General features: G+C 39.9%; 25 protein-coding genes and 1 riboswitch. Of the genes, 6 read left to right on the top strand and 19 right to left on the bottom strand.

The window, feature by feature from the left end:
* Both PSH48_RS00350 and msrA read left to right on the top strand, forming a co-directional pair.
* On the top strand, window positions 1-3108 hold the full coding sequence (locus tag PSH48_RS00350) for an efflux RND transporter permease subunit (RefSeq protein ID WP_273610688.1): 3108 nt from the start codon (window positions 1-3) through the stop codon (window positions 3106-3108).
* Between the two features lie 89 nt (window positions 3109-3197).
* Entirely contained in the window at window positions 3198-3734 is a 537-nt protein-coding gene (gene msrA, locus PSH48_RS00345; RefSeq protein ID WP_029773872.1) for a peptide-methionine (S)-S-oxide reductase MsrA, read from the top strand.
* A 245-nt stretch (window positions 3735-3979) separates the two neighbouring features.
* Here the strand turns inward: msrA and PSH48_RS00340 are convergent, their stop codons facing one another.
* The 3 genes from PSH48_RS00340 to PSH48_RS00330 all read right to left on the bottom strand — a co-directional run bounded on the left by PSH48_RS00340 (window position 3980) and on the right by PSH48_RS00330 (window position 7628).
* Window positions 3980-5809, bottom strand: coding sequence for a TonB-dependent receptor domain-containing protein (locus PSH48_RS00340; RefSeq protein WP_273610687.1), 1830 nt, complete (start codon window positions 5807-5809; stop codon window positions 3980-3982).
* Window positions 5810-5858: 49 nt separating this feature from the next.
* Window positions 5859-6028, bottom strand: a riboswitch (cobalamin riboswitch).
* A 67-nt stretch (window positions 6029-6095) separates the two neighbouring features.
* Complete coding sequence (locus PSH48_RS00335; protein ID WP_273610686.1) at window positions 6096-6878, bottom strand: ABC transporter substrate-binding protein; 783 nt, start codon at window positions 6876-6878, stop codon at window positions 6096-6098.
* Window positions 6879-7145: 267 nt separating this feature from the next.
* Window positions 7146-7628 carry a YajQ family cyclic di-GMP-binding protein gene (locus tag PSH48_RS00330; RefSeq protein ID WP_004588518.1) on the bottom strand — a complete coding sequence of 161 codons (483 nt, stop codon included), beginning with the start codon at window positions 7626-7628 and terminating at the stop codon, window positions 7146-7148.
* Between the two features lie 150 nt (window positions 7629-7778).
* On the opposite strand from PSH48_RS00330, the gene PSH48_RS00325 reads away from it, so the two are divergent.
* Both PSH48_RS00325 and PSH48_RS00320 read left to right on the top strand, forming a co-directional pair.
* On the top strand, window positions 7779-8132 hold the full coding sequence (locus PSH48_RS00325; protein WP_064386896.1) for a VanZ family protein: 354 nt from the start codon (window positions 7779-7781) through the stop codon (window positions 8130-8132).
* Entirely contained in the window at window positions 8125-9027 is a 903-nt protein-coding gene (locus PSH48_RS00320; RefSeq protein WP_273610685.1) for a ketopantoate reductase family protein, read from the top strand. Before PSH48_RS00325 ends, PSH48_RS00320 begins: the two co-directional genes overlap by 8 nt.
* 26 nt (window positions 9028-9053) lie before the next feature.
* Here PSH48_RS00320 and thiI read toward each other — a convergent pair whose 3' ends face one another.
* Both thiI and PSH48_RS00310 read right to left on the bottom strand, forming a co-directional pair.
* Entirely contained in the window at window positions 9054-10511 is a 1458-nt protein-coding gene (gene thiI, locus PSH48_RS00315; RefSeq protein ID WP_004588521.1) for a tRNA uracil 4-sulfurtransferase ThiI, read from the bottom strand.
* Window positions 10512-10608: 97 nt separating this feature from the next.
* Window positions 10609-11262: a TetR/AcrR family transcriptional regulator gene (locus PSH48_RS00310; RefSeq protein ID WP_004588522.1), complete on the bottom strand. Its 654-nt coding sequence runs from the start codon at window positions 11260-11262 to the stop codon at window positions 10609-10611.
* 325 nt (window positions 11263-11587) lie between these two features.
* Here PSH48_RS00310 and coaD point away from each other — a divergent pair, with 325 nt between their 5' ends.
* A complete protein-coding gene (gene coaD / locus PSH48_RS00305) occupies window positions 11588-12079 on the top strand; it encodes a pantetheine-phosphate adenylyltransferase (RefSeq protein WP_054983183.1) in 492 nt (163 codons plus the stop codon).
* Between the two features lie 42 nt (window positions 12080-12121).
* Here the strand turns inward: coaD and PSH48_RS00300 are convergent, their stop codons facing one another.
* From PSH48_RS00300 to argC, 13 genes are all read right to left on the bottom strand, one after another.
* A complete protein-coding gene (locus tag PSH48_RS00300; protein ID WP_273610684.1) occupies window positions 12122-12664 on the bottom strand; it encodes a hypothetical protein in 543 nt (180 codons plus the stop codon).
* Window positions 12664-13176, bottom strand: a complete 513-nt coding sequence (locus tag PSH48_RS00295) for a hypothetical protein (RefSeq protein WP_273610683.1) — start codon at window positions 13174-13176, stop codon at window positions 12664-12666. Before PSH48_RS00295 ends, PSH48_RS00300 begins: the two co-directional genes overlap by 1 nt.
* Window positions 13169-13678, bottom strand: a complete 510-nt coding sequence (locus PSH48_RS00290; RefSeq protein WP_273610682.1) for a hypothetical protein — start codon at window positions 13676-13678, stop codon at window positions 13169-13171. Before PSH48_RS00290 ends, PSH48_RS00295 begins: the two co-directional genes overlap by 8 nt.
* Window positions 13679-13766: 88 nt before the next feature.
* Window positions 13767-14285, bottom strand: a complete 519-nt coding sequence (locus PSH48_RS00285) for a hypothetical protein (RefSeq protein WP_096740026.1) — start codon at window positions 14283-14285, stop codon at window positions 13767-13769.
* Entirely contained in the window at window positions 14278-14790 is a 513-nt protein-coding gene (locus tag PSH48_RS00280) for a hypothetical protein (RefSeq protein ID WP_273610681.1), read from the bottom strand. The genes PSH48_RS00285 and PSH48_RS00280 overlap by 8 nt, the downstream gene beginning before the upstream one ends.
* Window positions 14790-15233: a hypothetical protein gene (locus PSH48_RS00275; RefSeq protein WP_126006181.1), complete on the bottom strand. Its 444-nt coding sequence runs from the start codon at window positions 15231-15233 to the stop codon at window positions 14790-14792. Before PSH48_RS00275 ends, PSH48_RS00280 begins: the two co-directional genes overlap by 1 nt.
* Before the next feature lie 204 nt (window positions 15234-15437).
* Entirely contained in the window at window positions 15438-15869 is a 432-nt protein-coding gene (locus PSH48_RS00270) for a hypothetical protein (RefSeq protein ID WP_096042579.1), read from the bottom strand.
* Window positions 15870-16519: 650 nt separating this feature from the next.
* Window positions 16520-16720 carry a hypothetical protein gene (locus tag PSH48_RS00260; RefSeq protein ID WP_004588530.1) on the bottom strand — a complete coding sequence of 67 codons (201 nt, stop codon included), beginning with the start codon at window positions 16718-16720 and terminating at the stop codon, window positions 16520-16522.
* A 290-nt stretch (window positions 16721-17010) separates the two neighbouring features.
* Window positions 17011-18876 carry an argininosuccinate lyase gene (gene argH, locus PSH48_RS00255; protein ID WP_004588531.1) on the bottom strand — a complete coding sequence of 622 codons (1866 nt, stop codon included), beginning with the start codon at window positions 18874-18876 and terminating at the stop codon, window positions 17011-17013.
* Between the two features lie 51 nt (window positions 18877-18927).
* Window positions 18928-20130 (bottom strand): argininosuccinate synthase, encoded by a 1203-nt coding sequence (locus PSH48_RS00250; protein ID WP_004588532.1) that lies wholly within the window; start codon window positions 20128-20130, stop codon window positions 18928-18930.
* Window positions 20127-21059, bottom strand: a complete 933-nt coding sequence (locus tag PSH48_RS00245) for an ornithine carbamoyltransferase (RefSeq protein ID WP_024034341.1) — start codon at window positions 21057-21059, stop codon at window positions 20127-20129. The genes PSH48_RS00250 and PSH48_RS00245 overlap by 4 nt, the downstream gene beginning before the upstream one ends.
* A 7-nt stretch (window positions 21060-21066) precedes the next feature.
* Window positions 21067-21834, bottom strand: a complete 768-nt coding sequence (argB, locus tag PSH48_RS00240; RefSeq protein ID WP_273610680.1) for an acetylglutamate kinase — start codon at window positions 21832-21834, stop codon at window positions 21067-21069.
* Window positions 21834-22844, bottom strand: a complete 1011-nt coding sequence (gene argC, locus PSH48_RS00235) for an N-acetyl-gamma-glutamyl-phosphate reductase (RefSeq protein WP_273610679.1) — start codon at window positions 22842-22844, stop codon at window positions 21834-21836. Before argC ends, argB begins: the two co-directional genes overlap by 1 nt.
* Before the next feature lie 218 nt (window positions 22845-23062).
* Between argC and argE the strand changes: the two genes are divergently transcribed.
* Entirely contained in the window at window positions 23063-24214 is a 1152-nt protein-coding gene (gene argE, locus PSH48_RS00230) for an acetylornithine deacetylase (protein ID WP_273610678.1), read from the top strand.
* A 79-nt stretch (window positions 24215-24293) separates the two neighbouring features.
* Here argE and panP read toward each other — a convergent pair whose 3' ends face one another.
* Window positions 24294-25922, bottom strand: a complete 1629-nt coding sequence (panP, locus tag PSH48_RS00225; RefSeq protein ID WP_004588537.1) for a pyridoxal-dependent aspartate 1-decarboxylase PanP — start codon at window positions 25920-25922, stop codon at window positions 24294-24296.
* Window positions 25923-26034: the final 112 nt, after the last annotated feature.

Genomic DNA, 26034 nt, shown 5'->3' with positions numbered 1-26034 from the left:
GTGAAAATTACAGATACGAGTGTTAAACGCCCTGTTTTTGCCATAGTAATTAACTTACTACTGCTAACATTTGGCTTGGTGGCTTTTTCGATGCTACCACTTAGGGAATACCCAGATATTGAAACCCCTATTGTCAGTATTAGTACTGACTACACTGGTGCTTCGGCAGAAATAGTCGAGACAAAAATAACGCAAATATTAGAAAACCGGATATCGGGTATTGAAGGCATTAAAAGTATTAATTCTTCAAGCAGAAATGGGCGCTCTAATATCGTTATTGAGTTTGATATAAGCCGTGATATTGACGCAGCCTCAAACGATGTACGAGAGAGAGTAGCCCGCGCACTAGATAACCTACCAGAGCAAGTGCGCCCCCCAGAGGTGTCTAAGTCAAACAGTGACGAGAGCCCTATTGCTTGGTTTGTACTTAACAGTGAAACCATGAACTCGCTGCAATTGAGCGATTATGCACAGCGCTTTATTGTCGACCGATTAGCCGTTGTAGATGGCGTTTCAAATGTACGTATTGGTGGTGAGCGCCAATACGCCATGAAAATTTGGCTAAACCGCCAAGCCATGGCCGCTCGTGGGATCACTTCGAGTGATATCGAAAACACCCTACGCAGCGAAAACGTAGAGCTACCAGCAGGTGAAATTGAGTCTATCGACCGCGACTTTACCGTACGTACAGCGCGTAGCTATAAAGACCAACGTGATTTTCAAAACTTAGTTATTAAACGCGGTGAAGACGGCTACCTTGTGCGTTTAGGTGAAGTTGCCGATGTACATTTAGAAGCCGCCGACGATGAAAGCCTGTTCCGTGGTAACGGCCGTAACATGATTGGCCTTGGCATAGTAAAGCAAGCTAAAGCAAACACCTTAACAGTGGTAGACAACGCCCGCAGTGAACTTGAAAAAATAAAACGTAATTTGCCAGAGGGCACCACTATTCAAGACAGCTACGACTCGTCTATTTTTATTAAAGAGTCAATCAACGAAGTATATAGCACGCTTGCCATTTCTATGGGGTTAGTGGTGTTAATAATATTTATCTTTTTAGGTAATATTCGCGCTACGCTTATCCCCGCCGTTACGGTGCCTGTAGCACTTGTTGGCAGCTTTATGTTTTTACTTGCCATGGGTTATTCAATCAACTTATTAACCTTACTTGCGCTGGTATTAGCAATTGGCCTAGTCGTAGATGACGCCATTGTAATGCTTGAAAATATTCACCGTCGGATTGAGCTTGGCGAGCCTCCCTTATTAGCAGCCTTTAGAGGTGCCCGCGAAGTAGGCTTTGCAATTATTGCGACAACGCTTGTGCTTATTTCGGTGTTTGTACCTTTAGTATTTATGGATGGGCGAATTGGCGCCTTGTTTACAGAGTTTGCAATGGCTGTAAGTGCCGCGGTGTTTTTCTCTAGTATTACTGCCCTTACGCTCTCGCCAGCGCTGTGCTCTAAAGTTTTAAAAGCGTCAGAAAAAGAAAGTAAATTTAGCCAATGGATGGACCGTGTTTTTAGCAAAGTTGAAAACAGTTACCGCCAATCGCTTACCTCAAATATGACCAAAAAATGGGGCTTAATGGTAAGCCTAGTACTTGCTGGTTTTGTTAGCTACTCGTTGTTTTTGCAAGTGCCCTCTGAGCTTACGCCAAAAGAAGACCGCGGTACCTTTTTTATTATGATGAGCGGCCCTGAAGGCGCAAGTTATGAAAATAACGCAGCCAACATGGCCAAAATAGAAGAGCGCCTGCTTCCTTACTCAGAAGCTGGCGAATTAAGCCGTGTTTTAGTACGCGTACCGGGCTGGGGCGGCAGTGGCGGTGTTGCTATCGTTGGTATGGCCGATTGGGATAAGCGCAAGCGCTCTACCTGGGAAGTTATGGACGAAATAAGCGCCAAAATGACCGAAGTAACAGATGTACGTGCCTTTGCTATTATGCGCCGTGGTATTGGCGGTGGCGGCTCCTCTCGCCCCATAGAGTTTGTACTACAAGGTAACGATTACGAACAACTTGCTGATTGGCGCGACCGCATTATAGAGCGCGCAGAAAAAAATCCAGGCTTGGTAAGAATCGATCACGACTATAAAGAAACCTTTCCACAATTTTTAGTCAGCATAGATAAAAACAAAGCCGCCGATTTAGGTGTGTCAGTATCAGATGTAGGCACCACGCTAGAAACCATGTTAGGGCAGCGCCGTGTTACCACCTTTATTGACCGAGGTGAAGAATACGATGTAATTTTAAAAGGCACTAAACAAGACTTTACAAACCCTACTGACATTTCAAATATTTACCTTAAATCACGCAGTGGTGAGCTGGTCCCACTAGATAGCCTTATAAGCTTAAAAGAAGAGGCCACAGCATCGCGCTTAAACCGTTATAACCGAATGCGCGCCATTACACTAAGCGCTAATCTTGCGGACGGTTATACACTTGAACAAGCACTTAACTTTTTAAACAAAGTAGCCGCAGAAGAAAACGACATTGACGGCGCTGTAGATTATAAAGGTGAATCACAATTATATTACGAAGGCGCATCGGCCATGACCTATGTATTTGTGCTTGCCCTAACTGTAACCTTTTTAGTTTTAGCTGCGCAATTTGAAAGCTTTATGCACCCGTTTGTCATTATGCTAACAGTACCACTTGGCCTAATGGGCGCTATGTTTGGCCTATGGGCAACGGGCTTAACGCTTAATATTTATAGCCAAATTGGTATTGTAATGCTGATAGGTTTAAGCGCTAAAAATGGTATTTTAATAGTCGAATTTACCAACCAACTGCGTGATAAAGGCGTAGAATTTAGCGAGGCTACTTTGCAAGCGGCCACTCAGCGCCTGCGCCCAATAATAATGACCTCTCTGACTACGGTAATGAGCGCAGTGCCTTTAGTATTGGCATCAGGCCCAGGCGCAGAGAGCCGCATGGTAATTGGTGTGGTGGTATTTACAGGGGTTATTGTATCAACATTGCTAACGCTTTATGTTGTGCCTGCGGCGTATTATGCCCTAGCCCGCAACACACAGTCGCCAGAGTTTTTACAGCAAAAATTAAATAAGCAAGCCGACTCTCACCCGCTAAAAGACAGCGAAGAAATTTAACTGAGCTTACACTGCGCCGTAACTTGCTGTTACGGCGTATTCAATTTATGCTCGCCTTAATACTGTAACAGACATAATTAGGACAACTTATGAGCACATCAACACAACTAGCAACATTTGGTGGAGGCTGTTTTTGGTGTATAGACGCTGCATTCAGACGAGTAAAAGGTGTACTAAACGTAAGCTCAGGTTACACCGGCGGCCATACCGACAACCCCACGTATAAATCGGTCTGCTCTGGTACAACAGGCCATGCTGAGGTTGTGCAACTGGAATTTGACAGCGCTGTAGTGAGTTTTGAAACACTGCTTAGCATGTTTTTTACGTTACACGATGCCACGCAATTAAATCGCCAAGGTAACGATATTGGCACACAGTATAGAAGTGTTGTTTATTACCACAACGATGCGCAATTAAATAAAACCAATGAGATGATAGCCCAGTTACAAAACCATATTAGCGAGCCAATAGTGACAGAGGTTAGCCCTGCTACCACATATTACCCAGCGGAGCATTATCATCAAGATTACTACAACGAAAACCCACAGCAGGGTTACTGTAGTATTTTAATAGCACCTAAATTACACAAGTTTGAAACTGTATTTAAAGAGTTTTTAGCTGACTAGCTAATTTGCGTTGTTAAAATAATTCTAATACCAATCCGCATAATTAAGTGATCTATTTTGAGGATGGATAAACGTGTTGATAGCAAGGCAAAAAATTCGCTATTTAGTTGTTCTAAATGAGAATTTTTTAAAGCAGATAGCGACACATTTAGCCCCTGAAAATGATTAAGTATTAATGCGAATTGGTATAAATACACATTAAAAAGCCCGATATAAATCGGGCTTTTGTATATTAAAAAACGCTATTAAAACTGATAGCTTGCACCTGCAAAAAAGCGGCGCTCTGGGGTGTTGTAGTAATATACGTCACCGCTTGTAAAGTCAGCTCTTGAGTCAACCACATTGTAATCTCTGTCAAATAGGTTCTCTACACGAAGCGACAGCTCAATATTATCGTTCACATGATAGTTACCCGCTAGGTTCCAAAGTGTATACGATCCTAGGCGCGTTACTGCCCCCTCGCGATCACTGCGGTATTGCATATCAATGCGAGCATCAAAATCACCAAATTGCTTTGCGAGCTCCCAATTAACAGTGCGCTTGGCAACATTGCGTAGCTCATCGCCGGTTTCTTTGTTTTCGGCACTTAAATATGCAAAATTAAAGTGGCTATCAAAACCTAAAATTTGCTGTGTAAGGCTAAACTCAACCCCTTCATAGCGAGCTTCGTTTATATTAGCTAACGCAAAGTTTTCATCGTAATCAATTTTATCTTCGATATCGTTTCTAAAAATTGCAAAATCGACTTGTGCACTGTCAAAATTAACATTTACACCAAGCTCGCGGTTTATTGACTTTTCAGGTTGGAGATCTGGATTACCAAAATTTGGGTAGTATAAATCGTTAAATGTTGGCGCTTTAAAACCTGTGCTTTGACTAATTCTAAATGTTGAATTTTCAGATAAATGATAACCAGCCGCCGCAGTATAGGTTGTTTCATCACCAAACTGTTCATCGTCGTCTTGGCGAAGAGTTAAATTGGCAAGCACAGTGTCGGTGTCGTAATAAGCCCCAACAAACACTGCTAATACATCGCGGCTATCCTCATCAAATGCTAGCGAGCTTTGCGATACATCATCGTTATACCAATTAACGCCGCCGCTAATATTAAGCTCATTTGTTAAGCGGTATTGGCCGCTGTAATCTACTTGCGAGCGCTTAGTAATAAATGTACTGGTTAATGGCCCGCCGGTAAAAGAGTCCACATATGTGCTGTCAGAATCATCGGTTGCAAAAGCAACATCTATAGCATGAGATTGGTTAGTGTAGTTTTTGCTCCACTGCGCCGACAGTTGATAGTTTTTAAAGTCCCCTCTTTCAACCGTGCTCGTAGCCGGGCTAAAGCTGCTATCGTAATCCGCGTAACCTTCGCTGTACTGGCCTAGTAGCTTAAAGTTACCGTAGTGCTCATCACTGTAATTTACTTTAAAGCCTACGTTTTTATTTTCATAGCTGTCGTCATCGGGCGCTATACCTTGTAATGCATCAAAACCATCGGTTTTTTCAAAGCCTGCATTAAATGCGCTAACCACTTCATCTGATTTTACTGAACCTGCAAGTTGATAGTTTTGATAAGCGTTAGAGCCAAATGTGGCATCAAGTGATACATTGCTCGCTTCACGCGTTATTATATTAATAACCCCAGCTAATGCATCTGAGCCATACACAGCTGCACGCGAGCCTTTTATGATCTCGATTCGCTCAATACTATTTAGCGGCACGTTACTTAATGCTTTTTGTCCTAGCGTGGCTGAGCCCGTGCGTACACCATCAATTAAAATTAGCGTATCGCCAGAACCTGTACCACGCAAAGATACGCCCGACGTTTGGCCAAAGCCACCATTAGGATTAATTTGAAAACCCACTTGTGTGCTTAGTAAGGTTGGTAAATCGCGTACATTGCTTGCATCTATTTCGGCGCGTTCAATTACATTAACGCTCGCTAAAACATTACTTATTGATTGTTCAAATTTATTAGCGGTAACAGTGATTTTTTCAATTGGGCTTTGTGCAGCAGATACAGAAAAAGACAGCGCAGCCGAGATAGCAACGCCAAGAGTTGTTTTATTTAGCATGATGTTCCCTATCTTTGCCCACCGCAAAGATTTAAGTAAGTAAGATTACTTCAAGGCCGGTCTCCGGACTCAGTAAACACATAAATGCGTTAATACTTTACCGTTGCGGGGGCAGTGTTGGGATTGCTTTTGTCATAAAGGCGCACCAACTTCCCGATTATCTCGCTGTTAGTTTTAATACTTTAAACCCTGTATTTAGCAACCAGCGAGCACCTTGAAAATAGGCGGTTATTGTGAGCAGTTTGTTTACAAATGTCAACGGACGTCTATATAGCTAAAGGTTAAATTATTTATTTTCAGTAAAGCTGGATGTTACGCCGTATGAACTTAAAAGCGCTGTGATTTTAGGTTTTATTGCAGACGAGTTTAAAAGCTTATCCATTTGTTTTACCGTAATTTTACTGCGCGCAGGGTTAACTAAAAAATGAGTATCGTATATAGCATCTGGGGTATTACTCTTATAAAGCAGGTTCATATTAAAAATGTTATTCTTTTTAAAGTATTGATAAGCTATGTTATTTAACACCCCTACATCGGCACGCTTTAATAGCAGCATTTTAACAACGTTAAACTCATCGATTGTTAAACTAACTTGGTGTTCTTCACTTAAATACTGTGCATCGGTTTTAAAATCAGCAAAACGATAGGAATACCCCAATACTCCCGCTTTTGTTAAAGCATGTAAGTCATCGAAATAGCTTTGCTGTTGGGCGTTTTGTGCCAGCGTATACAACTCATTTTTAGCAATAACATAAAAGCTCGTTTCCTGTAAGGCACTTCTTGCTACTTCAGGCACCCATTGCATAGCCATTAAAAACAACATGTCGAACTCCCCCCATTCGACCCACTTTTTGAGCCTTTTTACAGGCAAAGAGTTAAGAGTAAATTTATATTCGCTTTGAGAGTCATTGAGTATTTTTACAAACTCAGGCGCTAACCCTTGCTCTTTTTCGGCATTAATAATAATTGGAAAGTAACCGTCCTCTACCAACACATCTACATTTATTGGCTTGGCAAAGCTAAACTTACTGCTCGCAATAATAAGTATAAAAACAAAAAACTTAAGCATTTAAAGCCTTTAACAGTCGCTATTAAGTAATATTGATATTAAGAATAGCCTAATATACGCAACTGCGTGATAAGCAAGTTTAATAATGCATTTAAATAACGTTAAAAGAGTATGGAATAACAGTGGACTAATTTTACACAGGTAAAAGGGGTTTAGGCTTGCGGGTAAGTAAAGGCTGTAATTAAGACGGGGGAAAATGTGTGGCTAATATATTTAATAACCACACATTTAAATTTTCACTTTAAAATACTAAAGGCACTTAGCTAATTAATCGCGAAAGTTTTTAAACTGAAAAGGCTGGCCTAAATCTGCAGTGCGAACGACTTGCATAGCGGCTTGTAAATCGTCACGCTTTTTACCCGTTACACGTACTTCTTCACCTTGAATAGCAGCTTGTACTTTTACTTTTGAGTCTTTAATGGCTTTAACTACTTTTTTAGCCATGTCTTTCTCAATGCCTTGCTTAAGTGCAACATTACGAAACACGTTTTTACCAGCACGAGTGATGTCTTGCAGCTCCAAGCTTGCTACGTCCATACCACGCTTAGAAATTTTACCTGCTAAAATATCAAACAATTGCATAACTTGTGAGTCAGCTTCTGCTTTTAGTTTAATTGTTTTGTCGTTTAGCTCAATTGATGCGTCAACACCTCTAAAGTCAAAGCGCGTTTCTAGCTCACGGTTGGCGTTATCTACTGCATTTTTAGCTTCGTTCATTTCTACTTCTGATACGATATCAAATGAAGGCATTGGGTTCTCCTAACTATTAAATCTAAATTTATGCGCCGATTATAACGCTAAAATTATAAATCTTTACATTTTTCTGCCAGTTGTTCAGGTGCGATACTAATTTAGTTTGATATACTGCAGCCTCTTTTTTAAGCGGTTTTAGGATTTATCGTGACAAGGCGTGTTTACCAAGCAGTTTTTTTGATTAGTATTGTGGTGTTTACCCTCTTATTTGCCAAAGAAATAAAAGGCGGCGTTACGAACTTATTTCCACATGTTGATAAAGTTGCCCACTTTGGGATTTTTTTTATACTTGCCATCATTATGGATAAAGCCTTTAAATTACCGCTGTACACGCAAGTACTTTTGCTTGCGGGCTACGGTGCAGCAATAGAAATAATGCAAGATGCGCTTCCCTACAGGCAGGCCTCTTTAGGTGATTTTATTGCTGATTTTGCCGGCGCGGCCACGTACTTTTTACTAAGAACCATTTTTACTCCTCGAAAAAAGAACCCTTATGGCTAATATTCTTATTATTGGCGACGGCGCTATTGGTTTATTGCTAAGCCATTTTTTATCTAAAGCTCACACTGTTCATGTGTTAACACGCAAAGCCACTGCAAATACACGCTTTTATTGCAAAGCAAAACAGCCTTCGCAAAAAATTAATGCGCGGTTTATTACGCTTAAGCAAATTAATGAACAGCCCGGGTTTGATATTGTTATTTTTGCTGTAAAGGCTTTTCAGGTTCAATCGGCCTTTACGCAAGTTAAACCCTTTTTATCGCCAAGTAGTGTACTTGTTGTATCGCACAACGGAATGGGTAATGTTGAAACGCTCAATGAGCAACTCGATAAGCGACAAGCGTTGTACTTTTTAACCACCAGCATGGCTGGCTTTAAAACAAACGACTTTATAGTACAGCACACCGGTGAAGGTAAAAGCGTATTAGGTGCCTGCAACCCTTGCGCGCACAGTTATCACCAAGCAATGTGTGAGCAATTGCAAAACGTGCCGCAGCTAAGCTACTGTACTAATATTGAGCAGCTACGGTTTGAAAAACTATTAGTAAATATTGCCATTAACCCATTAAGCGCACTGTATGATATTAAAAATGGTCAGTTACGTGCCCCTTATTTTAATAGCATTATTTTTAACTTATTAACTGAGGCATGCCAAATAGCCCATGCTTTAAAGCTTGATATTAAACTTGCCGATGCGCTTAACAACGCTTACAACGTAATGATGCTAACCGCTGAAAACTACTCTTCAATGCATCAAGACGTAGCGCATAACCGACAAACCGAAATAGACGCCATTTGTGGCTATATTAGCCAACAAGGTAAGCGATTAAATATCAGCACCCCGCAAAACGATGCTCTACTTGCTAAAATTAAGGCAAAAAAAAGCGTGGTATAAACCACGCTCTAAATTACGGTTAACCTTTACGGGCGGTAAACTTTTACACCCGTAAAGCCTGCTTCATGAAGAATAAGCGCCTGTAACTGGCTCATAACCCCTCTTTCACAATACAGGTAGTAATCCTTATCTTTTGGCAGATCACCAAATTTAGTCGCTAAGCGGAAAAACGGTAAATGCACTACATCTATACCGTCAATCTCAAGCGGCGCTGCATCCTCTTCCTCTGGTGAGCGAATATCAACAACCACTGCACCCGCTGGTAAATCAACTACCGACTCAGCTTCTTTAAGTTCTTGCTTAGCTTCTACGTCTATATCACGCACATCCATAATGCGAGCATTTTCTACAACAGTATTAAGCACATCAAAGTCGAACTTTTCTTCTTCGGCTTTAATAACGTCAAGTTTAGCTTTAACTGTTGGCTTTTTAGAAATTACACCACAGTACTCAGGCATGGTTTCGGCCATTTCTGCCGTGCCAATTTTACGGGCAATATTAATAATTTCTTGTTTGTCGTGCTGAATAAGTGGGCGCAAAATCAGGGTCTCTGTTACGCGGTCAATCACACTTAAATTAGCTAAGGTTTGGCTAGAAACCTGACCTATACTCTCACCAGTTACCAAGGCTTGAATATTTAATTTTTCGGCTACTTGGCTGCCAGCACGCATCATCATGCGTTTTAGCACAACACCCATTTGGCTGTTTTCAACGTTCTCTAAAATTTCGGCTACAACCGGTTCAAAATCAACCGTGATAAATTTAACTTTATGAGTAGAGCTAAATTTTTTCCATAAATAGTAGCTGGCTTGTTTAACACCAATTTCGTGTGCTGCGCCACCTAAATTAAAGAATAAAAAGTGCGTGCGAGCGCCCTTACGGATCATCTGATAACTTGCTACACCAGAGTCAAAGCCGCCTGACATTAACGAAAGCACATCTTCTTGTGTTGGCAGTGGAAAGCCTGCCATACCTAGGTGAGTTTGCGTAACTATGTAGGCTTTATCGTCTTTTACTTCTAAGCGAATAGTTACTTCTGGGCGGCTTAACTTAACGCGAGCGCCTTCAACGTGCTGGTTTAAACCACCACCCACGTAACGCTCTAAGTCCGTAGAAGTAAAGTCGTGTTGACCAATACGCTTTGCGCGTACACAAAACGTTTTACCAACGATGGTATGCCCTACTAGGTCTATGGTTTTTTTATAGATATCGTCAAGCGTTGTGAAGTCAGTTTCGGTCACTTCAATAAATTGCACAATACCAGGAATGCGCTGCAAGCTATCGATAAAGTCTAGGCGTGTTTGTGCATCATCAAGCTTAGTTACAACAGAAATATTATCCCAGTTGTTTCTTACTTGTACTTTTTCGTCAACACGGCGCAATACAATTTTAATGTTATTTTCTAACACTTTAGTAAAGCGTTTACGTACCGAACGGCTTTTAATGGCAATTTCAGGATGTAGTTTGACGATAAATTTAAGCATAGTTCACTCTTAGACTGCGGGAATTCGCGCTCCCAGGCATTGGGCGCGCGATTATAGCAAAAATTTTTGCGTCTAGGAACTAACCAACTAACAGCAGTTAGGCAAGCGCTGGCGCTTGCTCTGCAAGTTGGGTGTATTTTTCACGTAACTGATTCATTTTAAGTATGCTTTTTTCGGTGCTGTAAGCCCTAAATAATGCTAATACTTTTAAAATGCCATGATAAATATCTTGCTCGGCTAAATTACCACTGAGCCTACGCGCTTTAATATACGGAGTCCAAAAACTAACGGTTAGTTTAAGCGTATGGGCAAGTTCGAGCGCATCTTGCTCTTCTATGGCAATCATTTCGTTATCGCGCAGGCCTAAAATAACTTGGCGAACCTGCTCTAATAAAGTTGACTGAAAACCAATGTAGGCTTGTTTTAAACTTTCATCCCTTGAGAGGATGTCGCCTAAGTTGTCGTAAAAAAAATGATAGCGCCACATTAGCTCAAATAATGAATCTAAATAAGCAGTTAAATGATCAAACGCATCATCGTTTGCTTCAATAGGTTTAAAATGAGTATGTAAATGCTCGCTGTAAAGCGCAAAAATATGTCGGATAATGTCTTCTTTATTTTTAAAATGATAGTAAAGATTACCCGGGCTCATCCCTAAATGTGATGCAATATGATTGGTTGATATTGCACGCTCACCATGTTCATTAAATAACGAAATACTGGTGTGTATTATTTTATCCTTAGTATTCATATGCGACGACTCAAATTAACTTATAAACTACATTACAATAAATATCAGCCTTGCAGTATAAACAAATCAGGCTGGTTTAAATACCATCATAATTTACTATTTTAAAAACGAGGTCTGATTATGCTCCACGCAGGCATTTGTATTAATGTGGTGCTGTTAACTAAAGTAAAGCCTAAGCAGCGTAATTACACTTTAAAAAATAGTAACGCATTTAAAGCACTTTCACTGATTAAATATCAAACATAAAAGATCAACCTGATCTCCTAGGCTGATTTGTAGAACAAACACTGATAGACTACTTAAAAAATAATAGTTAGTGAAATCTATGAACGTTACGGCAATCTATCCTGGTACCTTCGACCCGTTAACCAACGGCCACACCGACCTAATTCAGCGCGCAGCTAAAATGTTTAGCACGGTTATTGTTGCTATTGCTCATAACCCTTCTAAAAAGCCGTGCTTTAGTCTTGATGAGCGAGTTGATTTAGCCAACACTATTTTAGGGCATTTGAGTAATGTAAAAGTGATTGGCTTTTCAGGCTTACTAGCCGATTTAGCTTTTGATCATAAAGCTGATGTGCTTATTCGCGGTATTAGAGCGGTGTCTGATTTTGATTACGAATTTCAGCTCGCAAATATGAACCGCCGCCTAAATCCAGATTTAGAAAGCGTGTTTTTAACACCTTCTGAGCGCAACTCGTTTATATCATCAACCTTGGTAAAAGAAGTTGCCCGCCATAATGGCGATGTGAGCGAATTTGTAAGCCCACTTGTAGTGGATGCTTTAAAACAAAGGTTAGGCTGCGACGCAAGCTAAACAAACACAATTAGCGCACTTTAGGTGCGCTAATATACCTAACTACTTTTTAGCCATAGCTTGTAATTCATTGCGGTTAAATAAAGCACGTTTAAGCTTTACCAAGCCTAAAATATCTTTGTTTATAATTAATACTATTGCCATTATTAAGTCACTCGAAAACTGGCCAACCCCATAGACCCCCCATAACCACCAATAGTCATAACTAACCAACACCACATAATCGTAATGCATAGCCATGTGTAATGTTGCATTAAACGTTAAACCACAAAGAAGATAATAATAGGCTGTGGCGTTAGCATGTTTATAATTATAGGAGAGGCAAGCAAGCGTGAAAATGGTAAGTAAATCTGCAATTACTAAATCTAAATATATTGAGCCTGTAAGGATAAATGATGCTTTGAACATAAATAGGCTGAGCGTATAAGAGAGCATCATCACGAAAGAAATGTACATAATATGCTTATTGCGGCAGTTTATTGTACAAGCAAAATTATAAAGAAATGGAACTACAAAAGCCCATGTAATAAAAATACTTAGGTAGTCATTTACTGTGCTCAATGCCATAAATACATGTTGGAGCATTAATAAGCACCCATTTTTTTAACGAGATATTTTTTGACTTTTATTAACCCTAAAATATCTTTATTTACAAATAAAACCAATGCCATTACTAAGTCACTTGTAAGCTGCCCAATACCATAAAGCCCCCAAAACCACCAATACTCTATATTCCCAACAACGATACTATCGTAATGCATACCGTAAAATACAAACGCATTAAAACTTAGCCCCACGATTAAATAATAAAAGGCGATCGGTTTAGCTTTCGATAAAAAAATCATCCATATCATCAAAGCGATTATGGTAACTGCATCAAATAAGAACAGGTTTAAGTGAGGTGTGGCTGTTTGCGGGTCCATAACCATACTTGATGTATATGAAGCCATCATAATAAATGATATTTGGGCTAAGCTTTTATCTGACTTATTTATGCTTATAGATAAGCAATATAAAAATGCAAAAACAAACAGCCATGTAATTAAAATGGTTATGTAATCATAAAGGTCAGCCATCGCCCATAACAGGTTATGCATATCGGAAACGCTTCAACTTTGTAGTTAAATAATTACTTAGCCTCACTAAACCTAAAATATCTTTATTAAAAAGGCTTACTGTAATCATTAGTAAATCGCTAAAATTAACACCTACAAAGTAAATATCCCAAAACCACCAGTACTCATAGTGATGCATAATATCGTTGTCTATGTACATCGCAAAAAATAAAGAAGTATTAATACTTAACCCAATAAGTAAATAAATGTACAAGGTGCAACTTTTTATAAAAAAACCACATAAAGCAATTGAGGCTAGTGTTGCAGCATCAAATATGAAAAAATCAAAGTAGGTTATGGAGTCCATATCAATAAATAAGCTAGATGAATATGAAAGTGCCATGATTGATGTTAACCAAACTTTGCTCTTATCAGCGTTATTTATTGAGCTGACCAGTGAGTACAAAAAAGCCATTAAAAAGCCCCACTGTACAAATGCACCTATATAGAAGGTTATATTGGTATTTAATATTAAATCAATCATGAAACCTTAACGCCTGAAAAGTAAAAATTGTACCGCTATCTACACTTTTGAGGCGTAGCAAATACCATAAAACAATAATTAAATTAACTCACTCCCTCAGCCTTTCTATAAATAATCTCAAATATCTCCTAAGCCGAAGTAAACCTAAAATATCTCTGTTTATAATTAGTACAATTGCCATTGTGAAATCGCTAAAATACATCCCAAAAATATATACCGCCCAAAACCACCAATAGTAAAGTGTACCTTGTATAACAATGTCGTAATGCATACCTAAAAATAAACAGGCATTAAAGCTCAGCCCTACAATTAAATAATAAAAGGGCGTAGGTATAGTTTGTTTGGTGAAATTACGCCACAGAAGTAAAACCAAGATAGTTACAGCATCATAATAAAAATAATTTAAGTGCGGTGTTTCTATAATTGGATCCATAAACAAACTAGCTATGTAGGATACCATCATAATAAATGAAAGTTGTGCCCTGCTCTTATCTGGCTTATTAATACTTGCCGATAAGTTATACAAAAAGGCAATAAGAAAAAACCACGTAAACAAAATACCTACGTTGTATCCTAAATCGACCAGTCCCCAAAGAACATCAGCCACTTTGCTTCAATCTCATAACACCGTTCACCAACTTATCAGTAGCATGCACTAACATTAAAAAATCCTTTTTAACGAAAAAAATACTAACCATGATGATATCCATCATATTAATAACAACTGTATAAACAGACCAAAACCACCACGGTTCGTAATTACCACGTACAAACACATCTATGTGCATAGCTATAAATAATAACGAATTGATGCTCAAGCCAAATAATAAGTAAGTAGATATGCGCTTTTCAGGTAGGAAATACCGCAGAAATAAAATAAAAAATAAAGTGCCTACATCATAGCAAAACAGTTCTATGTAACTAATGTTGTAAATATCTATAACTGTACTTAAGCAGTAAGAAACTACCATAACTAAAGATAGCCATAATGCCTGTTTTGATGGATTGTTAATGCTAGTTGTTAGTGAATATAAAAAGGCCATTAAAAACCCCCATTGCACTAACGCACCGATATAAACTGACACTTCAGGAGGGATTAGAACATTATTCACTATTGCGGTTTCTTAGCAAAGAACGAGTAAATAAGGTTTTTTAAATAAATAATTTTTAAAAAATCTCTATTGATAAACAGCACTAAAATCATACTCAGATCAGAAATCGCCACCACTGATGAATACAACCCCCAAAACCACCAATAGGTGTAATTATGTAAAATATAAGAGTCTAAATACATACCTAGAGCAAAGCACATGTTGATACTCAGCCCAAGCATAAGATACATAAATGCAACCGTTTTCTCTTTAATATAAAAGTATTGAGCAATAATTAAAACCACAATGGTGATAGCATCTAAAATAGCGAGATCAAGGTAAGTAATGGTTTGGTAATTGAACAAAACACCTGGAAAATACGAAATAGCCATAATCGATGAAAGTATAACTAACGCTTTAAAGCGTGAATTGATAGATGAGACTAAAGAATATAAAAATGCCATGAGGAACCCCCATTGCAATACCACACCGATTATATGGGCAATTCTCACATCTAATAAAAAAGAGATGATATCCATCTTAAAAGTAAACGCTAATAATAAGCACCTCAAAAATAATAAACAACACCATTAACTGAGCACCTAGCTTAGTATTTTACTTATCCAAACTATAACTTTCATCGCCATAAACGTATCGATACTTCGTCTTTAAAATGCTAGCTGCAAAAGCCACCTTTTAAGCTTAATTAAGCCTAAAAAGTCTCTATTGATAATTAGTACGGCGATCATACACAAATCAGAAAGCATAACAGCCGATGAATAAAAGCGCCAAAACCACCAGTAGGTGTAATTATATAGAATATTGGTATCTAGATACATGCATAGGGCTAAAAAGGTGTTAACGCTAAGGCCGATGATTAAGTAGACATAAGCTGTCGTTTTCTCTTTAATAAAATAACGCTGAGTTACATACACAGCAACTAAAATAGCGATATCTAAAAGGGCAAAATCTAAATAAGTAACCGTTTGAAAGTTTGTGAATATCCAAGGCAAATAACCTATCGCCATAATACTCGAAAGTACAACAAAGCCTTTAAAGGGGTTATTTATTGAAGATACTAATGAGTATAAAAAGGCCATGAGAAACCCCCACTGCACAATAGCGCTTAATATATAAGCGAAATCGAAATTAGAGATTAAAGCAAAGATACTCAAAGGTAGGATATACAGTATTAAAGCAACTTACTCTTTAATACTTTGTGCTTACTTATAAGAAAGTTGCTGATTAGAGCCTTCAATTTATGAAGTCCGAGAAAGTCTCTATCTACTATTAATGCAACAATCATAGTTAAATCAATAATATTGACTGTAAAAGTATAAATATTCCAGAAAACCCATGATTCCCTATTCCCTAATATATATATATCCAAGTGCATTAATAAACTGAAAACTGAATTAATTATCAAACCAGATATGAGATATAAAAAAGATGTAGTCGTCTTTTTTATGAAGAAGTAAACTAACCCCAAAGTTGCTACTGTAGCATAATCATATAAAGCCCAATCTACGTAAACTGAGCTTTGAAAAGAAAACCAAGTGAAATAATAATACGAGATGGAATAAGAAGCCATCATTACAAATGAACTGATAAATAGAGTAGTATCTCTTTTTAATTGTAATGAAAAAATAAATACATTAAAAAGAAACGCCATCAAAAACCCCCAAGTTGAGAAGGCTGAAAGCGAAAACATACCAAAAAAGTCAGTCAAAAACATTGAACACCATTTGTATTACTTAGGTTTTACAGGTGGGAGGTAAACAACTCCACCACGCTGGAGTTCCGCACTCGCAGCACTCATCGCCTCTTGAGAGAAACTTACTGTATCAGATTGTAGGGTTTTAGGGCTAGCAGTTTGTTCCGTTGCAGGCTGTAATTGTTGTGTTTTATTGTATGCTTGCATTTGTAATTGGCTATTAGCTGAAACTTGCATGTGATTGATCCTTGTATAAGTTTTAATATTATTTGGCGCAACTTTTAATCACACCATCATGTAGGTAATTGCATTACCTGTTTTAAGCAGTGATAGCTATTTTGCTATCTGACTTATACAAAGCAACCAATGTGCCAACATTTTTTGACATATTAAAAATACATGCTACCTACAACTATTTATTAAAACTAAATCTAAAACCCTAGCTAACACCGAGCTCATCTGACCAGTTCATTATACACATAAAAAAACGCACAGGGGTAACCGTACGTTTTTTATATCCAGGGAATTTAAGCCACGTATTTACACGGGATCTCCGCACGTGTACTTGGCTTTAAAATATATTCCATTGCTACTTCGTCACAGTTTTCTTTACGAAGGCAAAGTTCGCAATCTTTCATTACCTTCTCTGGTAACGATTCTTTACTACAAAAAGTAAAACGTTGCTGTTCAAAAAAATCCGGCACGCGGGTTAGTACAATAACGCGATTAAGCGCCAATTTTTTGGCTTTTGCTAATAAGTGCTCTACAAGCTGCCTCCCCTGCCCAGTTACAGCGCTTTGTGGATCAATGCCTAAAGAGCGTATTTCAGCAAGCCCCGTATCGTAAATGTATAACGATGCACATCCCGACACTTTGCCGTCTATTTCTGTTACTGCAAATTCGTTAATTGAATGCACCATGTCGCTTTTAGCACGCGGCAAGTTTTCACCTACAGTTGCCCAGTGCTGTATCAGCCTAGCAATATCTTCAACATCATCTAAATTTGCATCACGAACCGTTATTTGCTGTTTTTTTTTGGCTTCTTTAACCGCTTTAGTAACTTGTTCAATAGATGTACCGCCAAGCGCTTGACGTGCTTTAATACAGGCATCTATTTCAAGTACTGGATAAACGTCATCTTCAAATACGTCATTAACTGACTTGTACTGCTCAAGCGAAAGCTCCTCTAGGGTTTTACCTTCGCTTATAGCAAGCTGCACAAGTACACCCACAATGTGATGGCCTTCTCTAAATGGCACACCTTTAGCTACTAAGTAGTCTGCAAGCTCTGTTGCATTAGCATGGCCGCCTTTTGCTGCTGCAAGCGTTTTATCGCCGTTTACTTTTACGCCTTTGATACACGCTTGCGCCATGTGAATACAGGCAAGCCAAGTTGGCATAGCGTCAAAAAGACCTTCTTTGTCTTCTTGCATATCTTTATTGTACGCAAGAGGGAGTGCTTTTAAGGTCATCATCATGGCACTAAACGCCCCAAATACACGGCCAGTTTTACCACGAATAAGCTCTAGTGCATCAGGGTTCTTTTTCTGCGGCATTAACGATGAGCCAGAGGTAACATTATCAGCAAGCTCTATAAACCCGGCTTCACCAGAATTATAAAATATTAAATCTTCAGCCATACGCGATAAGTGAATCATCGAAATAGAGGCACAGCTTAAAAGCTCTACTACAAAATCACGGTCAGATACGCCATCAAGGCTGTTTTTAGTTGCGCCAGTAAAGCCTAGGCCTTGCGCCAAAGCTTGGCGATCAATTGGGTAGGCAGTACCTGCTAGTGCGCCACTCCCTAGAGGGCAAAAATTAAAACGCGCTTTGGCATCTTGCAAGCGGCTTTCATCACGCTCTAGCATTTCTACATAAGCCATACACCAATGGCTAAACAATACAGGTTGAGCACGTTGTAAATGCGTATAGCCTGGCAATATAGTCCCCAGCTCGCGCTCAGCTAACGCCACAAACTCAGCTTTTAGTGCAGCAATTGCACCGAGCAAATGATCGGCAGTATCGCGGCACCATAATCTAAAGTCAGTGGCTACTTGGTCATTACGGCTTCGGCCTGTGTGTAGCTTTTTAGCTAAATCACCTACTTTTTCGATTAGTGCAGCTTCTACGTGCGAGTGAATGTCTTCTGCACCTGAGGTTGCCACTGCTTGTGGATCTGCTTTTACTTCTTCAAGCAGTTCATTTAGTGCTGCAACCAACTTGGTGTGCTCATCGCTTGTAAGTACATTTACTTGCTCAAGCGCACCTGCCCATGCCACAGAGCCAATAATATCTTGCTCTGCTAACTGATAATCGAACGGAAGTGAGTCGTTAAATTGTTTAAACGCCTCATCTGGACCCGTAGAAAAACGTCCGCCCCATAATGCCATGAAATCTCTCCAAACCCTGTAACGCCCCTTATACAAGGGGCTATAAATAATTTACTTTTTAGCCATTGCTGAAATTCTGCTCGAAAGCGAGAATAAACGAATAAAGCCTTCAGCGTGCGATTGGTCATACACATCGTCTTCACCAAATGTAGCAAAGTCTTCGCTGTATAAGCTATTAGGTGATTTTTTCTGAACGGCTGTCACTTGGCCTTTGTAAAGCTTAAGTACAACTTCACCTGTAGCTAGTGTAGAAAGCGCTTCTGCACCGGCTAAAATAGAGTCTTTTAGTGGTGTAAACCAACGACCGTCATAGACTAAATGCGAAAATTCACCGCCCAGTACTTCTTTCCACTTACGGCTTGATTTATCAAGCACTAGCTCGTCAATGGCTTGCAGTGCCGCCATAATAACGGTACCGCCTGGTGTTTCGTAACAGCCGCGCGATTTCATGCCTACTAAACGGTTTTCTACAATATCTACACGGCCAACACCATGTGGCGCAGCAATGTCGTTTAATTTAACTAAACAGTCGTAAGGTTTAAGCTGCTCGCCATTTACGGCAACCACTTCACCCTCAATAACCGTAAGCGTTACATGCTCAGCTTTATCGGGTGCTTGCTCTGGTGAATTAGTCCAGGTCCAAACTTGGTCACTAGGCTCACACCATGGATCTTCAAGCTCGCCGCCTTCGTGCGAAATATGCCATGCGTTAGCATCACGGCTGTAAATTTTTGTTGCTGAAGCAGAACACGGAATATCACGCTCAGCCAAGTAATCTAATAATGATTCACGGCTTGATAAATCCCACTCACGCCATGGTGCAATTACTTTTAAATCGGGTGCAAGCGCTGCAAAACATGATTCAAAACGTACTTGGTCATTACCTTTACCAGTACAACCATGCGAAAGTGCATCGGCACCTACTTTACGTGCAATTTCAACTTGCGCTTTAGCAATAATAGGACGCGCCATAGACGTACCTAATAAATAAGTACCTTCGTAAATAGAACCCGTTTTAAGCGTTGGGTAAATGTACTCACTTACCATTTCATCTTTTAAGTCAACTACGTAACACTCAGATGCGCCTGATGCGATGGCTTTTTCTTCAACGCCTTCAAGTTCTTCAGCGCCTTGGCCTACATCGGCAACAAAGGCAATTACTTCACAACCGTAGTTTTCTTTTAACCATGGCACGATAGCTGAAGTATCAAGACCACCTGAATAGGCTAAAACGACTTTTTTAATTGAACTCATAGGTGTTCCTTAACAAAATTTGGATTTAGTAATGTAACTAGCAGAGCATTTTGCGCATGCATGCGATTTTCTGCTTGTTGAATAATTTTTGATGCTGGGCCATCCATTACCTCAGAGGTAATTTCAAACTCACGGTGAGCCGGTTGGCAATGTAATACCGTAGTCGCACCTGTTTGTTCTAGCAATGCTTGGTTTAGCTGATAAGGCATGTATTTTTCTTTAACTTGCTCAAGAGGCGTATCATCGCCCATAGACACCCACGTATCTGCATATACAACATTAGCGCCTACAGCGGCTTCTACACGGTCGCTTACCATTACTGATGCGCCGTTCATTGCAGCAATTTGCTCAGCCTTTTTAAGAATTTGCGAATCAGGCGAGCTGCCTTTTGGTGTAACAGCAACAAAATCTGTACCTAGCGTTGCCGCTAATAACATAAGTGAATGAGTAACGTTGTTACCTTCACCTAAGTAAGCCACTTTTAGCTCGCTCACATCGCCGTGTACTTCTTGTAGCGTTAAAAAATCAGCCAATGCTTGGCACGGGTGATATAAATCACACAAGCTATTAACGACAGGTACACTAGAGTATTCACCTAAGGTGGTTAACGTGCTGTGCTGGTTTACACGCGCTACAATTCCATCAGCCCACGTAGAAATATTAAGTGCAAAATCTTTTACAGATTCACGTGCACCCATAGCGCCGTTTTGCTGATCTAAATACACAGCGTGGCCGCCTAAACGGTTAATACCAATATCAAACGATAAACGCGTACGTAAACTTTGCTTTTCAAATAGGGTAACAATTGACTTACCCGCTAATACTTGGCTGTATTTTTCTGGCTTTGCTTTTAAATCACGCGCTAGTTTTAGTAAATTTAGTGCGCCTTGTTGGTCTAATTCTAGACCCGTTAAAAAATTCTCTAACATGATAACCCTATGGTGTAATTTTTGTTCCGACATGCTCGCCCTGTAGCAAAGCAGTTAAATTGTCTGGCTTTTGCCAGCTGGAAATATACACACCGCGTCGTAAATGTTGGGCAGCGTGCAGGCTGGTCTTAACTTTGACCTCCATTCCGCCCAAAATTACCCCTTCATCAATTAAAGTATCAATGTGTTTTGTGTCAAGTTGATGTAACGGCTGCTTGTTTGCATCAAGTACCGCTTCTACATCTGTCATAAAAATAAGTTCTGCATTTAAGTTGCTAGCAATCGCTGCGGCAGCTTCATCAGCGTTAACATTGTACCATTTACCTTGCTCATCAAACCCAATGGAGCTCACGATAGGTAACCGACCAAGCTTAAGTAAATCGTTAACAATTGAATCATCATTACTTTCGCACTTACCTACTTGCCCAAGCGCTTTTAGCTTTTGAGACGCCATAACTCCGGCTTCATACAAACAAAGGCCAACAGGTTTATGGCCTGCATTAATAGCTTGGCTTACCAGCTGCTTATTTGCACAGCCAGCCAGCGCCCCCACTATGTAAGGCATTTGCTCACTTGGGCTAATACGCAGTCCTTGGTGCTTTGCACTAGCAAAGCCTGCTTGTTTTAGCCAAGTGTCAACTAACGAGCCACCACCATGAACAATAACAAACTGATTATTTTGATCAGCGTTTAATACATTAAACAAAGCTTTTGCCGCGTTTTCAGTATTAAGTACAGCACCACCTAATTTAATTACCCACGTTTTAGTGCTCATTAAAAGGCTCCTTTTAAGCCAGTGGTGTGATCTAAATTCATTGATAAGTTAATACATTGCAAGGCTTGGCCCGCAGCGCCTTTTAATAGATTATCTATCGCTGCCATAACAATCAGTTGAGAGCCTTGCTGCTGCCAACCAATATCAACATAGGGTTGTTTTACCACGCTTTTAATAGATGGCACTTTATCAGCTAACAAACGAATCAACGGCTCGTTATTAAGTACTTGATAAGCATCAGATACGTTTTCCTTGGAAACGCCTGGCTTAAGCTGTACATAAATAGTTTCTAAAATTCCACGCGGAAAGTTACCTAAGTGCGGTGTAAATAACACCTTGTGGCCAAGGTGTTGTTCAATTTCAGGCCCATGACGATGGTTAAATAAACCATACGGGGCAAGCGATACTTCACAAAAGTGAGTACCTACGCTGGCTTTACGCCCTGCGCCAGTAACACCTGAAACAGCATTAATAATCACTTTTTCATCACTCAACAAGCCTGCCTGTTGCAACGGCTTTAACGCATTAAGCGCAGCGGTTGGGTAACAGCCGGCTACTGCCACAAGATTTGCATTGGCAATTGCACTGCTATTCCACTCTGCTAACCCGTAGGCTGCTTCGTTTAATAACTCAGGATGTTGGTGCTTAAAACCATAGTAAGTAACATAGTCGTCGTTGCTAGTAAGGCGGTAACCACCTGATAGGTCGAATACTTTTTTACCCATAGCTAAAAACTGCGGGGCTAAATCAACACTTACTTTGTGATCAGTACATAAGCAGATGTAATCGGCACTCGAATTTATGTCATCAAACGCTGATTCGCTCAGTGGTAGTAGAGGAATATCAAGAAGGTTTCTATGTTCTGGGTATAAATCACTTAATAATTTATGTTTATCTAAACTTCCCTCAGAGACATAACAGCCCGATAACGTTAAATTAGGGTGCTTAGCAACTAAGCTTGCTAATTCTGCGCCGCTATAACCGCTTGCGCCAATAATCGCTACATTCATTTTTTACTCGTTTATAAATTTACTACTAAATAGGTGTGGTGTTCGCTTACACTAGCTTAGATGCTAGCTAATACTTTTCTCAATGAATTGTTGATTATCGTCGCATTATCTTCATGGCTATACTTAATATATTTATGCTTAAAAAGTGAATTGATATTCATCATAAATACTTTTATATTGTTATGCAATTAAATTGAATAATTATTTTGGATTTTTTTATGTCTTTGCCGTCATTTCTCTCTATGTACCAACAACTCATTGCAGCCCCCTCTATTAGTGCAATAGAAGATGAACTTTGTATGAGTAATAAAGGGGTAATAGAGTTGCTAGCACGTTGGTGCGAAAGTTTAGGTTTTACTTGCGAAATTATAGAGTTAGAAGGTGGGAAAGGCCGATACAACCTACTTGCAAAGCGGGGAGTAGGCGATGGCGGCTTAATGCTTGCCGGCCATACAGACACCGTACCGTTTGACGATAGCCGCTGGAACCACGACCCATTTAAACTCACTGAACATAATAATAACTTATATGGGTTAGGTAGTATTGATATGAAAGGCTTTTTTGCTTTTGTATTACAAGCTATTAGTGAGCTTGATATAAAACAGCAAACACAACCTATTTTAATACTCGCCACTGCCGATGAAGAAACCACCATGGCGGGAGCGCAGCAGATTTGTAAGCACCCTAATTTAAAACCTGCGCGTTGTATTATTGGTGAACCTACTGATATGACTCCTGTATTTACTCACAAAGGACATATGAGCACGGCTATAAGAGTGATTGGCCGTTCAGGTCATAGTTCCGATCCCGAACGTGGTCTTAACGCCATCGAAGTCATGCATAAAGTGATTACAAAGTTGCTGATCTTAAAAGAGCAGTTAAAGAATAAATATTCAGTTGAACATTTTGAAATACCTTACCCTACCTTAAATTTAGGTAATATTCATGGTGGCGACAACGCAAATCGAATTTGTGGCTGCTGCGAAATGCACATAGACATGCGCCCGCTCCCAGGGTTAAGCATTAAAGACTTACAAGCTTTACTTATTGATGCCACCAGCGATATAAACGCGCAATACCCAAACGCAGTGAGCGTAATTGATTTACACGAGCCCATTCCAGCTTTTAGTGGCAGCACTGATAGCGCACTCGTTAAAATGGCAGAAAAAATTGCAGGAGAAAAAGCCGTTGCAGTAAATTATTGCACAGAAGCTCCGTTTATTCAGCAACTTGGCTGTGAAACAATAGTCATGGGGCCAGGCTCAATTAATCAAGCCCACCAACCTGATGAATTTTTAGCAATGGAGAAAATAAACCCATCGCAAAAAATTATAACTGACATTATTAGGGCAAACTGCTTTAACGCTTAAAAAGAAGACTGTATTAAAACTCACAGCAAAAATAACAAAGGCGCCCATTGGCGCCTTTGTTTTAGTTTATACCTAGGCGTTACTGCATATACTTACTTAAGTACTTTTTAAATACAGGGTCTGTTTTAGCAAGCTCTTTTTGCTCAGCTAAAATCTCTTTTAATATAACACCCGATGTGAGCGGATTAGCCAATACCACTCTAAATACCACCGTCGGCTGATTATCGTACTTTGAAGGGGTTAAGCGAGTACGCGATACAAACGAGCGCCCTGATTCACGTTGGCGTTTTTGCATACTGGCAGTAAAGCGATTGAGCGACGCGAAAATTTCTAACCGTGTTGCGGCATCTGCTTGGGCTATGGCTTGTTTAATTTGTTTAGGCACATAGCGGTATGTAAGCAAACACAGCTCAGGCTCTGAAATCAGCTCAAAGTCTTCATCCGCTTTAATTAAATCAGCAAAGTAATGTGCTTTTTTGATACTACGATCAATAAGCATTTCGTAGCCTTTGCGGCCAATAACGCGTAAGCAAGCATGTACTAACATAGCCATACCCGGGCGGCTGCCTTCGAGTGTATGGCTTCCTAAATCTTTTGAACCTTTACGTAATATGTACTCTGCATGGTGCTCTATTGCATCCGTAGCAGTTGGGTCTTTAAATAACACCAAGCCTGCGCCCATTGGCACATACATTTGTTTGTGTGCATCAATGGTAATTGAATCTGCGCGCTCAATTCCTTTTAATAATGGGCGATGCGTTTGCGATAAAAGCGTTGCCCCACCCCACGCTGCATCAACGTGAAAATGGCAGTTTATTTGCTGTGCTAAATCGGCCATATCATCAAGAGGGTCGATATTACCGGTCTCGGTTGTGCCAGCAACCCCAACAATTGCCATAACTTTTATGCCTTGCGATTCAAGCTCTAAGGCTTTTTCGCGCATGGCATTCACATCAACCTTGTTATTTTCGCAGGTTTTTACACCAATTAAATTTTCACGGCCGATGCCTAGTAAATCAATTGATTTACCTAAAGAATAATGCCCTCGCTCCGACACTAAAACGGCCAGCCCTTTGTAGCCATAATGCAGCATACCGGCAACGAGCCCTTGAGCGGCAATGCCTTTAAAGCTGCCGTCGGGTTTTAATAAGCGGTTACGCGCAATCCACAGTGCCGTTATGTTTGCAACTGTACCACCAGAGCAAAAAGCACCGAGTGATGTTTTAGCACTGTGCATCCATTTAGAATAAAACGACTCATCTTGCGAGTAAGCTAAATGATGCATCATGCCAAGCACTTGGCGCTCTAGGGGCGTAAATGCTTTTGAGGTTTCTATTTTTACTAGGTTTTGATTAAGCCCCACCATCAATTTTGAAAGCGGTAGTAAAAAATGCGGAAGAGCCGATGTCATATGCCCAATAAAGCTAGGCGCAGCCGTGTGTACTGAATGGGCAACTAGCTGCTCCATAATATCTTGGGCGTAAGCAGATACAAACGTTGGGTTTTCTGGGATCACCGCAGCCTGAAAATCTTTTTCAATTTCGTGTAATGGTTTTTCAATTGCCGCTATATTTTCGTTTAAAAACCCTGCTAAATTACTCGAAATTTCAAGCTCAATTTTGCTTAAAGTTGAGTCTGGCGCTTCAGGTACAGTAAATATACGCTTAAGGCTTTCTTTAGAGGCGACGGCACAACGCTTTTGATCCATCTTTATACCTAGTGTGTGTGTAGCTAAAACACGCGTTTAACAGTTAAAAATGCCAAACTATGGCGCTATTATAAGCAGCGTGCTTCTTTTAAAAATTGCGCTAACTTTACTG

Origin of the sequence: Pseudoalteromonas sp. Angola-4 (assembly GCF_028599265.1) — a bacterium.
Lineage (GTDB): Bacteria > Pseudomonadota > Gammaproteobacteria > Enterobacterales > Alteromonadaceae > Pseudoalteromonas > Pseudoalteromonas atlantica.
Note: the sequence above shows the minus strand (reverse complement) of the source record. Positions and strands in the feature narration are given on the sequence as shown.